This is a genomic window from Herbidospora yilanensis, from assembly GCF_001570565.1.
Lineage (GTDB): Bacteria > Actinomycetota > Actinomycetes > Streptosporangiales > Streptosporangiaceae > Herbidospora > Herbidospora yilanensis.
Genome location: NZ_BBXE01000039.1, coordinates 14470 through 28085, shown reverse-complemented (window position 1 = coordinate 28085; position 13616 = coordinate 14470). Strand labels below are relative to the sequence as shown.

At 72.7% G+C, this 13616-nt stretch carries 13 protein-coding genes and 1 riboswitch; of the genes, 6 read left to right on the top strand and 7 right to left on the bottom strand.

All coding sequences use genetic code 11. The features are described from left to right. Positions 1-46: 46 nt before the first annotated feature. Positions 47-868 carry an alpha/beta fold hydrolase gene (locus tag AW273_RS29965; RefSeq protein WP_062355414.1) on the bottom strand — a complete coding sequence of 274 codons (822 nt, stop codon included), beginning with the start codon at positions 866-868 and terminating at the stop codon, positions 47-49. A gap of 32 nt (positions 869-900) precedes the next feature. Next, positions 901-1338 carry a MarR family transcriptional regulator gene (locus AW273_RS29960; RefSeq protein ID WP_062355411.1) on the bottom strand — a complete coding sequence of 146 codons (438 nt, stop codon included), beginning with the start codon at positions 1336-1338 and terminating at the stop codon, positions 901-903. A gap of 40 nt (positions 1339-1378) precedes the next feature. Here AW273_RS29960 and AW273_RS29955 point away from each other — a divergent pair, with 40 nt between their 5' ends. Next, a complete protein-coding gene (locus tag AW273_RS29955; protein WP_062355408.1) occupies positions 1379-2053 on the top strand; it encodes an NAD(P)-dependent oxidoreductase in 675 nt (224 codons plus the stop codon). Positions 2054-2105: 52 nt separating this feature from the next. Next, complete coding sequence (locus AW273_RS29950; RefSeq protein WP_062355405.1) at positions 2106-3443, top strand: PP2C family protein-serine/threonine phosphatase; 1338 nt, start codon at positions 2106-2108, stop codon at positions 3441-3443. Between the two features lie 5 nt (positions 3444-3448). Here AW273_RS29950 and AW273_RS29945 read toward each other — a convergent pair whose 3' ends face one another. From AW273_RS29945 to AW273_RS29935, 3 genes are read right to left on the bottom strand one after another with little or no spacing between them, the layout of a single operon-like run. Next, on the bottom strand, positions 3449-4582 hold the full coding sequence (locus AW273_RS29945; protein ID WP_062355402.1) for an NAD(P)/FAD-dependent oxidoreductase: 1134 nt from the start codon (positions 4580-4582) through the stop codon (positions 3449-3451). Between the two features lie 52 nt (positions 4583-4634). Then, complete coding sequence (gene sigJ / locus AW273_RS29940; RefSeq protein ID WP_062355399.1) at positions 4635-5504, bottom strand: RNA polymerase sigma factor SigJ; 870 nt, start codon at positions 5502-5504, stop codon at positions 4635-4637. 23 nt (positions 5505-5527) lie between these two features. Next, positions 5528-6298 carry a TetR/AcrR family transcriptional regulator gene (locus AW273_RS29935; RefSeq protein ID WP_062355396.1) on the bottom strand — a complete coding sequence of 257 codons (771 nt, stop codon included), beginning with the start codon at positions 6296-6298 and terminating at the stop codon, positions 5528-5530. A 58-nt stretch (positions 6299-6356) separates the two neighbouring features. Between AW273_RS29935 and AW273_RS29930 the strand changes: the two genes are divergently transcribed. From AW273_RS29930 to AW273_RS29920, 3 genes are read left to right on the top strand one after another with little or no spacing between them, the layout of a single operon-like run. Beyond that, entirely contained in the window at positions 6357-7283 is a 927-nt protein-coding gene (locus tag AW273_RS29930; RefSeq protein ID WP_062355615.1) for an ATP-binding cassette domain-containing protein, read from the top strand. A 40-nt stretch (positions 7284-7323) separates the two neighbouring features. After that, on the top strand, positions 7324-8112 hold the full coding sequence (locus AW273_RS29925) for an ABC transporter permease (protein WP_157556306.1): 789 nt from the start codon (positions 7324-7326) through the stop codon (positions 8110-8112). 10 nt (positions 8113-8122) lie between these two features. Further along, complete coding sequence (locus AW273_RS29920) at positions 8123-8857, top strand: SRPBCC family protein (RefSeq protein ID WP_062355391.1); 735 nt, start codon at positions 8123-8125, stop codon at positions 8855-8857. Positions 8858-8879: 22 nt separating this feature from the next. Here AW273_RS29920 and AW273_RS29915 read toward each other — a convergent pair whose 3' ends face one another. Both AW273_RS29915 and AW273_RS29910 read right to left on the bottom strand, forming a co-directional pair. Beyond that, positions 8880-9527 (bottom strand): CHAP domain-containing protein, encoded by a 648-nt coding sequence (locus AW273_RS29915; RefSeq protein ID WP_062355388.1) that lies wholly within the window; start codon positions 9525-9527, stop codon positions 8880-8882. A gap of 60 nt (positions 9528-9587) precedes the next feature. Further along, positions 9588-9789: riboswitch (cyclic di-AMP (ydaO/yuaA leader) on the bottom strand. A gap of 119 nt (positions 9790-9908) precedes the next feature. Further along, positions 9909-11252 carry a serine hydrolase domain-containing protein gene (locus tag AW273_RS29910; RefSeq protein ID WP_062355385.1) on the bottom strand — a complete coding sequence of 448 codons (1344 nt, stop codon included), beginning with the start codon at positions 11250-11252 and terminating at the stop codon, positions 9909-9911. A 30-nt stretch (positions 11253-11282) separates the two neighbouring features. Between AW273_RS29910 and recD2 the strand changes: the two genes are divergently transcribed. After that, positions 11283-13472 (top strand): SF1B family DNA helicase RecD2, encoded by a 2190-nt coding sequence (recD2, locus tag AW273_RS29905; RefSeq protein WP_062355382.1) that lies wholly within the window; start codon positions 11283-11285, stop codon positions 13470-13472. The last annotated feature ends 144 nt before the right edge of the window (positions 13473-13616 follow it).

The following is a 13616-nucleotide window of genomic DNA, read 5'->3' as shown; positions in this document are numbered from 1 at the left end:
GTAAAGAAGGAGAAAGGCCCGCGCCGATGAACGGCGCGGGCCTTTCTCAGGACAGGAACTCCCTGATCGTCTCGGTCTGGCCGGTGACGAGGTGGCCGACGCCGGGGAGCAGGCGGACGTCGGCCTTCGGGACGCCGGCGCGCACGCGCCGGGCCGTCTCGGGGCCGTTGATCAGGGCGTCGCGGTCGCCCGCGATGACCAGCATCGGCATGGTCAGCCCGGCCAGCTCGGCGTCGGTGTAGATCGGCAGGGCGTCGCGGCGCGGCTTGAAGACGCGGTTGACGCGCTCGTGGAACTCGCCGAACCATCCGGTCGCGCTCAGGTCGGCGCCGAGGATCAGCTTCTGCGAGCGCCTCCGCAGGCCGACCGCCAGCAGGAGCAGCGCCACCAGCAGGAGGCCGCGCCGGACCTTCCCGATCCCGCCGGGGCAGATCAGCGCCAGCCGCTCGACCCGCGCGGGGTTCCCGACGGCGAACCCGGTCGAGATCCAGCCGCCCAGCGACAGCCCGACCACCGACGCCGACGCGCAGCCGAGCCCGGTCATGACCTCGCCGAGCCAGCCCGGGTAGTCGCCGATCGGCGGCCGGTGGGGGGCCGACAGGCCGGGCTCGCCGGGGATGTCGACGGCGTAGACGCGGTGGTCCTTCGACCAGGCGGCGATGTCGCCGAACCAGGTGAGGGAGTTGGCCACCGCGCCGTGCACGAGGATCACGGGCGGCGCGTCGGGCGGCCCGGAGGCGAGCACGAAGGTGTCGCCGAGCGTGGTCGGGACCGTCAGGTGGTCGGCCTCGACCGGCCAGGTGTCCAGCAGTTCGCGGTAGCGGTCGAGGAGGGCGCGTCCGGCGTCGGGGGACGTGAAGATTTCCATTCACGCACCCTATCACTCCCTTTGATAGGGAGTCATAGGGAATCTTTCGCCGTGGTGGCGGCATCGGTGACCTTGGTGATGAAGTCGAGGAGGAGGGCGCGCTCCTCGGGGGAGTAGCCGGCGCAGATGCCGTCGAGGGCGCGGGTCATGCCGGCGTAGAGGGCGACGATCTCGGGGACCCGGCCGGGGAGCGGGCGCACGAGCACCGCGCGCCGGTCCTGCGGATCGCGCTCGCGGGCGATCCAGCCGCCCTTCTCCAGCCGGTCGAGCACGCCGGTCATGGTCGCCGGATGGAGCCCGGCCAGCTTGGCCAGCGCCGAGGGCGTCATGGGGGCGTGCCGGGAGATCAGATAGAGGCAGTCACGGTCGACCGGGCGCAGGTCGAGCCGCCCGCCGACCTGCTGGTTGAGCAGCGACACCTGGGCGGTCAACGCGCGCAGCGCATCCTGGATGGACGATACTGAAACCATATAATACGACTTTCATACTATTCGCGTTTCGGAGGAATCCGTGAAGATCACGATATTCGGCGCCACCGGCGGAGTCGGCGGCGAATGCCTCCGACAGGCCATGGAGGCGGGCCACGAGGTCACCGTGGTCGTCCGCGACGCCGCCCGCCTGTCGCTGGACCCCCACCACGTCATGGTCGCCGACCTGCGCGTCGCGCCCGACAAGAAGGAACTCGTCGTGGCCTGCGAGGGCGCCGACGCGGTGTTGTCGTGCGTCGGCCCGCGCTCGCCCAAGCACGACCGCGGCGTCGTGACGGCCGCGACCCGCGTGATCGTGGCGGCCATGCACGCCGCCCACGCCCGCCGGATCCTCATCGTCAGCGCCGCCCCCGTCTCGACCATCCCCACCCCGGCCAACCCCGACGCCCCCCGGCACGACCCGGGCGAGGGGCCGTTCGCCCGCTATGTGCTGACCCCGATCGTCAAACGGGCCCTTCCGTCGGTGTACGCCGACCTGTCGGCCGCCGAGGACGTGCTGCGCGGGAGCGGCCTGGACTGGACGTCCGTGCGCCCGCCCCGGCTGACCGACAAGCCCGGCACCGGCCGCTACCGCACCGCCCCCGACCGCAACCTGCGCGGCGGCCTGTCGATCCCGCGCGCCGACGTGGCCGCCGCCATGCTGGCCATGGCGAACCAGCCCTCGACGGTCGGCCACGCCATGGGCGTGGCAACCTGAGCGCCTTTTCGGGTAGGGGAGGGTGAGGAGGAGCTCACCCGGGAGGCCGGCCATGACAGGGGAAGGACACGACCACCTCGCCGAGGCCAAGGCCGCGCTGTCGCGGTCGGAACTGCTGCTGAGCCTGGCCGAAGACCTGTCCGGCACCACCAGCCTGGTCGACATCCGGCGGCGCGTCCACCGCCTGATGGGCAGCGACCTGGAGCCGGTCTACGTCGGCCTGGTGCTGGCCGAGGACGGACGGCTGCGCCGGATCATCGACGACGAGATCCCCCCCACGGTCGAGACCAGCGCCCGGCAGTACGACGTGGACCCCCGCGGCCCGACCTCCGAGGCGTTCCGGCGCGAGCGGATGGTCGAGCTCACCGACCCGGCCGCCCTGCACGACGGCTACGGCGACGCGGCGCTGGCCGCGTTCACCGAACTGGGGCTGAAGTCGGCGGTGTGCGTGCCGCTGCCGGGGGTGACGGGGCCGGTCGGGGTGCTGGTGCTGGGCTGGGACCGGCCGCATCCGCTCGACGCCGAGGAACGCGCGGTCCTGCTGGCGGTCGCCGGCCACACCGCCCGCGCGGTCGAGCGCGCCCATGTGCTGCACCAGCGGGTGACCGTCGCCCACCAGCTCCAGCGGGCGATGCTGACCGACCTGCCGCCGGTGTGCGGCCTGGAGATCGCGGCGCTCTACCGCCCGGCGATGACGGCCGACCTGGTCGGCGGCGACTGGTACGACGCCTACTTCCTGCGCCTGCCCGGCGGGGAGACCGGCGGGGAGACCGGCGGGGAGACCGGCGGGGAGGCCGGCCAGGCGCTGGCGGTCACGGTGGGCGACATCACCGGCCACGACATGCAGGCCGCGACCCTGATGGGCCAGGTGCGCAGCATGTTGCGCCAGGCCGGCGTCGACCACCCCGGGCAGGGACCGGCCACCTCGGTCACGGCGCTGGAGCGCGCCTGCCGACTCGTGCTGCCGCAGGCGACCGGCAGCCTCGTGCACGCCCATCTGGTGCCCCGGCCGGGCGGCTGGGAGCTGACCTGGACCAACGCCGGGCACCCGCCGCCGATCCTGGTCCATCCGGACGGCACGGCCGAGGAGCTCGCCGTCCACGACCTGATGTTCTTCCCGACCCTGGACCCGCACGAGACCTACGGCCCGCGCACCGAGTCGACCCGGCTGCTGCCGCCCGGCACGCTGCTGGTGATGTTCACCGACGGCCTGATCGAGACCCCCGGCGTCGACCTGGACGCCGCGACCGCGCGCCTGCTCGCCGCCCTGCCGGGCCGGGCCGGGCGTGCGCTGCCGGGCCTGCTGGAGGAACTGGCCGACGAGATGGCGGGCGAGGGCGGCAACGTCGACGACATCGTCGTGCTGGCGGTGCGTGTTCCGGCGGGATGAGACCCTCAGCCCTGGCGGGCGGCGATCACGCTGATGCCGGGGTGGCGCAGGTTGTAGCGGCCCGTGGTGCGCAGGACGGCCTTCTTGATCAGCGCCACCGGGCGGCCGGTCAGCGGTTTGCCGTGCGGGGCGCCGTCGAGGCCGACGTGCTGGAGGACGCCGTCCCACGCGCCGAGGCCGATGCACAGGGTGTCGGCTTTGACGCGCAGGGGTCTGGGGTCGCGTCCGGCCATGCGGGCGGTGATGGCGTGGAAGGCGCACGCGCCGGCCAGGCTTCCGGGTCCGCAGCCCATGCGCAGCACGTGGCCGTCCCCGGCGCGGGCGGCGGCGGCGTCGCCGATGCCGTACACCTCGGGGTGCGAGCGGGAGCGCAGGGTGGCGTCGACGAGCATGCGGCCGCGCTCGTCGACGGCGAGGCCGGCCTGTCCGGCCAGGGCGGGGACGGTGAACCCGGCGGTCCAGGCGACCGCGTCGGCGGCGAGGTGGCGGCCGTCCTCCAGCAGCACGCCGTCCGCGCCGACCTCGGCGACGGCGGTGTTCTCCCATACCTGGACGCCGAGGCGGTCCAGGACGCGGCGCAGGTGGTCGCGGCCGGGTTCGGTCAGTTCGCGGCCCAGTGTCCCGGCGGTGATCAGGCGCACGGTGTGGCCGGGGTGGGTCTCGGCCAGTTCGGCGGCCGTCTCCAGGCCGGTCGGCCCGGCGCCGACCACGGCGACCGTGCCCGCGCCGCGCAGCCGTTCGCGTAGCTGCTCCGCCTGTCCGACGCCGGCCACCGCGTAGGCATGCTGGGCGGCGCCGGGGACGGCGTCGAGGTCGGCGTGGCTGCCCAGGGCGTACACCAGCAGGTCGTAGGAGAGGGGTTGCGCGCCGCCGGCGAGTTCGACGTGCCGGGCGACCGCGTCCAGGCGGGTGACCCGGTCGACGACCAGCCGGACGCCGGTCCCCGTGAGCAGGTCGCGCAGCGGCAGGCGGCGTGCCGTCCGGCCGGCGGCGACCTGGTGGTTGCGCATGCGTTCCACGAAGTGGGCGCGGTCGTTGACGAGCGTGACGTCGGCGGCGGTGCGCCGGGCGAGCAGGTTGGCGATCGTCAGTCCGGTGTATCCGGCTCCCAGGACCGCGATGCGGGGCGTTTTCGTCATGCGCGATGAACGGGAGAGGGGCACGATTCGTGACAGCAGGGCCGGAGGGACATCAGATTTTCTGTTTGGCGACGTAGGCGAGCTTGTCCGGGTTGGCGACCGCGCGGATGGTCACGACGCGGTCGTGGTCGAACTCGACGACGGTGATCCCGGACAGCCGGTCGTCGAGGTAGAAGGCGAGGGCCGGCTGTCCGTTCACCGTCTCGGGTTCGAGGCGGATCCGCTGGGCGTAGCGGGTGAGGGCGAGCAGGTGGCGCACGACCTGCTCGCGGCCGGCCACCGGACCCCGGGTGGCCGGCGCCTTGCCGCCGCCGTCGGCCCAGGCGACCACGTCGTCGGCCAGCATCCGCTCCAGCGCGGCCACGTCGCCGGCCAGGGTGGCGGCCATGAAGCGCTCCAGGAGCCGGGCGCTCTGCTCCGGGGAGGGGGTGAACCGGGTGCGCTCCTCGGCGACGTGCCGCTGTGCCCGGTGGTAGAGCTGGCGGGCGTGCGGCTCGGTGACCTCCAGGATGTCGGCGATCTCGCGGTGGCTGTGGCCGAAGGCCTCCCGCAGCACGAACACCGCGCGCTCGGGCGGGGTGAGCCGTTCCAGCAGCACCAGCACGCCCAGGGACAGCAGTTCGCGCTGGGCCACCACCTCCAGCGGGTCGGGCGCGCCGCCGGTGAGGATCGGCTCGGGCAGCCAGGTCCCGACGTAGCGCTCGCGCCGGGCGCGCGCGGAGGTGAGCCGGTCGAGGCACAGGTTGGTGACGACCTTGGTCAGCCAGGCCTCCGGGGAGACCGCCGTGTCGCAGCGTGCCCAGCGCAGGTAGGCGTCCTGCACCACGTCTTCGGCCGCGGACGCCTCCCCGAGCAGCCGGTAGGCGACCCCGAACAGGCGACGCCGGTTGGCCTCGAACCGTGCCAGCCGCTCAGGGGTCATGGCAGTCAGGGTAACGGCGGCCCCTACCGCCCCTCGATCAGGGCGGCGATGCCGTCGAGCAGCCGGGCCAGGCCGAACTCGAAGGCGCCCGCCGGGTCGGCCGGGGCGTTGTAGGCCTCGCCGCTGGCGCTGCCGACCCGGCCGGCCAGGGGGTAGGCGGACATGTCGCCGGCGGCGGCGAGGAACGGCTCGTGCGCGCGCCACCACTCCTCGTCGGTCATGCCGGTCTCCTGGGCGGCGCGGGCGGCCTCGACCACGCCGCGGGCGGCGCCGTGGACGTAGGCGCCGATGAGGGTCAGGACGTTGTCCATCTCCAGGTCGGTCAGGCCGATGCCGTCGAGGGCCGACAGTTCGTGTTCGTACTTGCCCAGCGTGCCGGGGCCGAGCGGGGGGCGGCTGACGGCGACCTGGAGGATCCACGGGTGGCGGCGGTAGAGGGCGAGGTTGTCGCGGGCGATGCGCTCGACCCGGGCCCGCCAGCCCTGCGGGATCTCCGCGTCGGCGAAGGTCTCCTTGAAGACGGTGTCGAGCATGACGTCGATCAGTTCGGCCTTGCCCGGGACGTGGGTGTAGAGCGACATCGTGCCCACGCCCAGGTGGTCGGCGACCTTGCGCATGGACAACGCGGCCAGGCCGTCGGCGTCGGCGACCTCGATCGCGGCGGCGATGACCCGGTCGGCGGTCAGTTCGGGGCGGCCCTTGCGGGGGGCGCGCTCGCGGGCGCGGGACGGGTCGCGCCACAGCAGCGCGAGCGTGCGCGCGGGGTCGCCCCGCCCGATGTATTCGGTCGTCATGATGCCGCTCAGCGTACTCGGGACACTTAACCGTATGGCGTACGGTACGCTGTACGGCATGACGTACACGATAGAGGCGCACGGGCTCGTCAAGCGCTACGGCGCGCGGGCCGCCCTCGACGGGTTCGACCTGGCCGTCCCGCGGGGCACGGTGCACGGGCTGCTCGGCCCCAACGGGGCGGGCAAGACCACGGCGGTGCGGGTGCTGACCACGCTGCTGCGCCCCGACGCCGGCACCGCGCGGGTGGCCGGGTTCGACGTGGCCCGCGACGGCCGCGAGGTGCGCCGCCGCATCGGCCTGGTCGGCCAGCACGCCGCCCTCGACGAGGCCCTGTCGGGCCGGGCCAACCTGGAGATGTTCGGCCGCCTGTCCCACCTGCGCCCCAAGGCCGCCGGGCGCCGGGCCGGGGAGCTGCTCGACCGGTTCGGGCTGGCCGGCACCGGCCGCAAGGCGGTCAAGGACTATTCGGGCGGCATGCGCCGCCGCCTGGACCTGGCGGCCGGGCTGATCCTGTCGCCGCCGGTGCTGTTCCTCGACGAGCCCACCACGGGCCTGGACCCGCGGGGCCGCGCGGAGGTGTGGGCGGCCGTCCGCGCCCTGGTCGCCGACGGGACCACGGTGCTGCTGACCACGCAATATCTGGAGGAGGCCGACCAGCTCGCCCACCGCGTCACCGTCGTCAACGAGGGCCGCCAGGTCGCCGAGGGCAGCCCGGAGGAGCTGAAGAAGACCCTCGGCGGCGACCGGGTGGAGATCGTCGTGCACGACCCGGCCGACCTCCCGGCCGCCGCGGCCCTGCTCGGCCCGTCCGCCGAGACCGACCCCGACACCCGGCGCGTCAGCGCGCCGGCCCCCGACCGGATGGCGACCCTGACGGCCGTCGTCCACGACCTGGCGGCGAGCGGCATCGCCGCCGACGACGTCGCGATCCGCCGCCCCACCCTCGACGAGGTGTTCCTGCACCTCACCAGGGGCGCCGCGTGAGAATCCCGTTCCGTTGCGCCCCCGTCCAAAGGAGTCACGCGTGAACCGACTGACCTGGGCCCTCGCCGACGGCTGGACCGTCACCCGGCGGGAGGTCACCCACTGGACCGCCAACCCCGGCCAGCTCGTCGCGGGCCTGCTGTTCCCCGTCATGGTGCTGCTGCTGTTCGCCTACCTGCTGGGCGGCGGCATCGAGGTGCCCGGCGGCGACTACCGGGAGTTCCTGCTGCCCGGCATGTTCGCCATGACGATGGTCTTCGGGCTGGAGGGCACCTTCACGGCCATCGGCAACGACGTCACCAAGGGCGTCACCGACCGGTTCCGGTCGCTGCCGATGGCCTCCTCGGCGGTGGTGTCGGGCCGGGCGGCGGCCGACATGCTGACCACGGTGTTGTCGCTGGCGGTGCTGATCGCCTGCGGGCTGGCCGTCGGCTGGAGCGCCCGCAACGGCCTCGGCGACGCGCTGGCGGCCGTGGGGCTGCTGCTGTGGTTGCGCTTCGCGCTGCTGTGGGCGGGGATCTGGCTCGGGCTGAAGATCCGTAATCCGGAGGCGGTGATGGCGCTGCAGATCCTGGTGTGGCCGATCGGCTTCCTGTCCAATGCCATCACCTCGCCGGCCACGATGCCGGGCTGGCTGGGCGCGATCGCCGACTGGAACCCGCTGTCGTCGACGGCGGCCGCGGCCCGGGAGCTGTTCGGCAACCCCGGCTGGGCCAACGACACCTGGGCGGCCGCGCACGCGGTCGAACTGGCGCTGGCCTGGCCGCTGGTGATCACGGCGGTCTTCGCGCCGCTCTCGGTGCGGGCCTACCGGAACCTGTCTCGCTAGGCTGACCGGCATGGCACACGAGTTCGAGGTCCGTGAGGAAATCGTCCTGCCCGCCACCACCGAGGAGGTGTGGGAGGCGATCGCCACCGGGCCGGGGGTCGACTCGTGGTTCATGGGCGCCAACGACTTCGAACCCGGGGTCGGCGGCGCGGGCCGTCAGACGGTCGCCGGGTTCACCACCCACGCCACCGTGACCGGCTGGGATCCGGGCGAGCGGCTGGCGTTCACGACCGACACGGCAGCCGACGGGTCGTTCATGGCGTTCGAATACCTGCTGGAGGGCCGGGCGGGCGGCAGCACGGTCCTGCGGTTCGTCCACTCGGGCGTGATGAGCGGCGACTGGGAGGACCAGTACGACGCCGTGTCCGTGGGCGACGGCCTCTACCTGCGCAAACTCCAGGCCTATCTGCGGCATTTCCGCGGCCTCACGGCCGACTACGCGTTGTTCGAGATCGGCCGCCCCACCCCCGATGCCGCGAGGGTGTGGGCGGCCTTTCTCGACGCCTTCTCTCTGGGGCAGCCACCGGAGAAGGGCCGTGTCGCGGTGCCCGGCCTGAACCCCGACGACGCGCAGGTCGTGTTCGCCGAGTCGGGGTTCCTGTGCGTGGTGACCGCTACGTCGCTGATCACGCTCATCCACGGCTACCGCGACGCCGTCGTCGCGGAGCACCACGCCTTTCCGGGGGAGATCGCCAGGCCGCTCGCCGAGAAGGCCTGGCGGGCCTGGCTGGGGGAGAACTTCTAACCCGTGTGATCAGGCCGTGTGATCAGGCCGTGTAGACCGGGTAGCCGTATCCGACGACGTCGGCGGTCTGCCGTTCGCGGACCTCGACCACGCCGTTGCCGGTGTTGCCCTCCACGGTCTCGATGGTGCCGTCGCCGTTGTCCTGGATGACGAAGCCGACGTGCTGGATGTCGTGGATGTCCTTTCCGCCGTTCCAGTCGAAGAACACGACCGCGCCCGGGGCGGGGACGGTGCCCCAGCGGTTGTTCTCGGCGAACCACTCGGCGTGGCGGACGGTGTAGGCGTCCTGGCCGAGCACCGGGCTGATGCCGAGCTGGTTGCCGACCCAGCTCACGAACATGTCGCACCAGGGGGCGTTGAGGTAGCCCAGGCGGGTTCCGCCGTCACGGGCGATGGTCTCGGCCGCGCGGTCGGAGTTCATGTACCAGTCGTGGAACTTGGTCCCGCCGCCGTACACGTTCTCGCTGGTGCCGACCTGGCTGGTGGCGAGGTTGAGCACCTGCTGGGCGCTGACCTTCGGCAGTCGCTTGGCGACCTCCAGCAGAGGGCTGTAGGCCAGGGTGACTCCCTCGGGCGCCGCCCCGGCGGGGGCGGCGGCGGCTTCGGCGCGGGCGACGGGGGTCAGGTCGACGGCGGCGACGGTGCCGCCGGTGACCAGGGCCGCCGTCATCAGGCCGGTTGCCAGGACAGCACGAATTCCAGGTTTGGGGGCTCGCATGGGTGGGGTTGACTCCTTGCTTCCATGCGCCTACCGGGTTAGCTGACGGACTCGGGCGTGGAAGCCGCCCTACGGCCTGTCGTGAGGGGCTGACAGGCCGATTCACCCCAGAGGACCCGGTGGGTGTGCGTGGTGATCGGGAGAGAGGTGATCACCGGGTCCTCGCTGGTTCCCCGGTTCCGCGCGGGGCGCGCGGATTCGGCGATCTCTAGTTGTCTTCCTTCGGCGGCTGACCTGCGGTTACGTAGGTCACACCGCCTCGAGTTCCCCAGAAGGTAGTACAACTCCCAGAATCGGTCAAACTTGGACAATCAACACATTGTGCGGGTAACGTCAGCGCCAGCCCTCCGGGTCGACGCCGCCGGGCACCGGTCCGGGCGGCCCGTAGGGCTCGCGAGTGAACACGAACGTGTTGAGATCGAGGTGAACGCCCTCGCCGGTGCGCACCACACGGAGCGTCTCGCCGGCGTAGTAACCGTCAAGGCCCAGCCAGGTTCCGTCGGCGAGCGCGGCGAACCGGGAGGCGCGCCCGGTCTCGCCGACCGGGGTCAGGGCCAGGCCCCGGCCGGGCAGGGCCCGCATGACGTAGGGGGCCGGCCCCCAGTACCAGGGGCCGGTCAGGGCCAGCAGGTCGTCGTCGACCGGGGCGGGCCGCCATTCGGCCGGCAGCGGCGGCTCGTGCTCGTCGAGGATGTCGAGCAGGTCGCCGGTCAGGGCGTTGCCCTTGACGCCGCTGGTGGTGTTGGCCATGAACAACACGCCGACGCCGTCGGAGGGGTCGGCCCACACGGTGGCCAGGAAGCCGGGCATCGACCCGGTGTGCCCGGCCAGGCGGCGCCCGTTGTGGCGGCGCAGCTGCAGGCCCAGGCCGTAGCCGGAGGTCCACGACGGGCCGTCTTCGACGGTGGCCGGTTCGCGCATCTCGGCCATCGTGGCCGGGCGCAGGACGCCGGCGCCGTCGCCGCCGACGAAGATCGCCCACCGGGCCAGGTCGGCCGGCGAGCACCACATCTGCCCGGCGGGGGCCAGCGCGACCGCGTCGTGCTCGGGCTCGGGCAGCAGCACGTCGGCCCACGGGTGCACGGCGTAGCCGGTCGCGTGCGGGGTTCTCGGCCGCTCGGTCGTGTCGCGCATGCCCAGCGGGGCCAGCACCTCGTCGTGGACGACCTGCGCCCACCCCCGGCCCCGCAGGCGCGCCACCACTTCGCCGAGGAAGCCGAACCCGAGGTTGGAGTAGTGGAAACGGCGGCCGGGCCGGTGGCGGCCGGTCATCGGGTCGAGCATGCCGATCAGCTCGGGCATCGCCACGCCCGGGGTGCGCTCCCACCACTGGCCGGGCGGCTCGGCCGTCAGCCCGCCGGTGTGGGACAGCAGCTGCGCGATCGTCACCTCGCCGGAGGGCGTGCCGGGCAGGTGTTTCTCCAGCGGGTCGAGCAGATCCAGCAGCCCCTCGTCGCGCAGCCGCATGACCATGACCGCGACCATGCTCTTGGTGATCGACCCGATCCGGAACTGCGTGGAGGCCGTCGGCGGGCCTTCGCCCACCCGTCCCCGGTAGCCCGACCAGACCAGCTCGCCGCCGCGGATCACCGCGACCGCCAGAGCGGGGATGCGGGAGGCGGCCTGCTCGGTGGCCACCCGTAGCGCGAGGGCCCGCGCCGTACTCTCCAAGACCATGGGGCCAGGCTATGGTCTACGCTCTGGCGCGTGGAATCGGGCTCCGTCATCGAGGCCGTCCTCGAACGGATCACCTATGCCAACGAGGAGACCGGCTACACCATCGCGCGCGTGGCCACCGAACGGTCGGGCCCCGACCTGCTGACGGTGGTGGGCCCGCTGCTGGGCGCCCAGCCGGGCGAGTCGCTGCGGCTGACCGGCCGCTGGACCTCCCACCCCCGGTACGGCAGGCAGTTCGAGGTCTGGTCGTACACCACCGTTCTCCCGGCGACGATCCAGGGCATCCGGCGCTACCTGGGCTCGGGGCTGATCAAGGGCATCGGCCCCAAGATGGCCGAGCGCATCACGCTGCACTTCGGCCTCGACACCCTGCGCGTCATCGAGGAGGAACCCGCCAGGCTCGTCGAGGTGCCGGGGCTGGGCCCCAAGCGCACCACGATGATCGCGGCCGCGTGGGAGGAGCAGAAGGTCATCAAGGAGGTGATGATCTTCCTGCAGGGGGTGGGCGTCTCGACGTCCATCGCGGTCCGCATCTTCAAGCAGTACGGCGAGACCTCCATCGACGTCGTGCGGGCCGAGCCCTACCGGCTGGCCGACGACGTGTGGGGCATCGGCTTCAAGACCGCCGACACCATCGCCCAGGCGGTCGGCATCGCCGCCGACAGCCCCGAACGCGTCAAGGCCGGCCTGCGCTACACCCTGTCCCAGGCGGCCGACGACGGCCACGTCTACCTCCCGGCCCCCAACCTCGTCGCCGACGCCGTCAAGATCCTGTCGGTGCCGCCGGAGCTCGTCTCGGCCTGCCTGGAGGCCCTCGTCGCCGAGGAGGGGGTGGTGCGGGAGGAGGTCCCGGCCGCCGAGGGCACCGTCCCGGCGGTCTACCTGGTGCCCTTCCACCGCGCCGAACGCTCGCTGGCCACCACGGTGCTGGGGCTGCTGCGCTCCTCCCGCGACCGGCTGCGCGCCTTCGCCGACGTCGACTGGCCCCAGGCGCTGGCGTGGCTGAAGACCCAGACCGGCGCCGAGCTGGCCAGGGAGCAGGACCAGGCGGTCCGGCTGGCGCTGACCGAGAAGGTCGCGGTGCTGACCGGCGGCCCCGGCTGCGGCAAGAGCTTCACCGTGCGCTCGATCGTCACGCTGGCCCGCGCCAAACGCGCCAAGGTGATCCTGGCCGCCCCGACGGGCCGGGCCGCCAAACGCCTGGCCGAGCTGACCGGCCACGAGGCGACCACCGTCCACCGCCTGCTGCAGCTGCGCCCCGGCGGCGAGCCGACCTTCGACCGCGACAACCCGCTCGACGCCGACCTGGTCGTCGTCGACGAGGCCTCGATGCTCGACCTGCTGCTGGCCAACAAGCTGGCCAAGGCGGTCGCGCCCGGCGCGCACCTGTTGTTCGTGGGCGACGTCGACCAGCTCCCCTCGGTCGGCGCCGGGGAGGTGCTGCGCGACCTGCTGGCCGCCCCCGACGTGCCGCGGGTGCGGCTCACCCAGATCTTCCGCCAGGCCCAGCAGTCGGGCGTGGTCGTCAACGCCCACCGCGTCAACGCCGGCCAGCTCCCGCTGGTGCGCGACTTCCCCGACTTCTTCCTGTTCCCCGCCGAGGACCCCGACGAGATCGCCGCCCTCACCGTCGACGTCGTGGCCCGCCGCATCCCGGCCCGGTTCGGCCTCAACCCGCGCCGCGACGTCCAGGTCCTGGCCCCCATGCACCGGGGCGCGGCCGGCGCGGGCGCGCTCAACGGGGCGCTGCAGGAGGCGCTCACGCCCTACCGGGAGGGAATGCCGGAACGCCGCTACGGCGGCCGGGTCTTCCGCGTCGGCGACAAGGTCACCCAGCTCCGCAACAACTACGACAAAGGCGCCGCCGGGGTGTTCAACGGGACGGTCGGCGTGGTGACCGCGATCACGCCCGACGACCACAAACTGACCGTCTCCACCGACGAGGACGAACTCGTCGACTACGCCTTCGACGAACTGGACGAACTCGCCCACGCCTACGCCGTGTCCATCCACCGCTCCCAGGGGTCGGAATATCCGGCGGTGGTGATTCCGTTGGCGACTTCCGCGTGGATGATGCTGCAGCGGAACCTTCTCTACACGGCGATCACCCGGGCCAAACGCCTGGTCGTCGTGGTGGGCTCCCGCAGGGCGCTGGGCCAGGCGGTCAGGGTGAAGGGCGCCGGACGCCGCCACACCGGGCTGACGCACCGGCTGATCTGACGCCGATCTGACATCGGCTGATCCGGCGGTGAACCTTACTTGATCGTCAGACGTCTCAAGTGGCATCGCTACCGAATTGTGAGTCAAGTCAGGTGAAAGTGGCTCACAAGCCAGGTAAGCCCTAATAGGGTTTTAGATGCGCTT

Coding starts and splice junctions, on each gene's coding strand:
- AW273_RS29910 (WP_062355385.1), bottom strand. CDS start 11,252: ATGGTCTTGGAGAGTACGGCGCGGGCCCTCGCGCTACGGGTGGCCACC.
- AW273_RS29920 (WP_062355391.1), top strand. CDS start 8,123: ATGGCACACGAGTTCGAGGTCCGTGAGGAAATCGTCCTGCCCGCCACC.
- AW273_RS29960 (WP_062355411.1), bottom strand. CDS start 1,338: ATGGTTTCAGTATCGTCCATCCAGGATGCGCTGCGCGCGTTGACCGCC.
- AW273_RS29945 (WP_062355402.1), bottom strand. CDS start 4,582: ATGACGAAAACGCCCCGCATCGCGGTCCTGGGAGCCGGATACACCGGA.
- AW273_RS29930 (WP_062355615.1), top strand. CDS start 6,357: ATGACGTACACGATAGAGGCGCACGGGCTCGTCAAGCGCTACGGCGCG.
- AW273_RS29915 (WP_062355388.1), bottom strand. CDS start 9,527: ATGACGGCGGCCCTGGTCACCGGCGGCACCGTCGCCGCCGTCGACCTG.
- AW273_RS29935 (WP_062355396.1), bottom strand. CDS start 6,298: ATGACGACCGAATACATCGGGCGGGGCGACCCCGCGCGCACGCTCGCG.
- AW273_RS29950 (WP_062355405.1), top strand. CDS start 2,106: ATGACAGGGGAAGGACACGACCACCTCGCCGAGGCCAAGGCCGCGCTG.
- AW273_RS29965 (WP_062355414.1), bottom strand. CDS start 868: ATGGAAATCTTCACGTCCCCCGACGCCGGACGCGCCCTCCTCGACCGC.
- sigJ (WP_062355399.1), bottom strand. CDS start 5,504: ATGACCCCTGAGCGGCTGGCACGGTTCGAGGCCAACCGGCGTCGCCTG.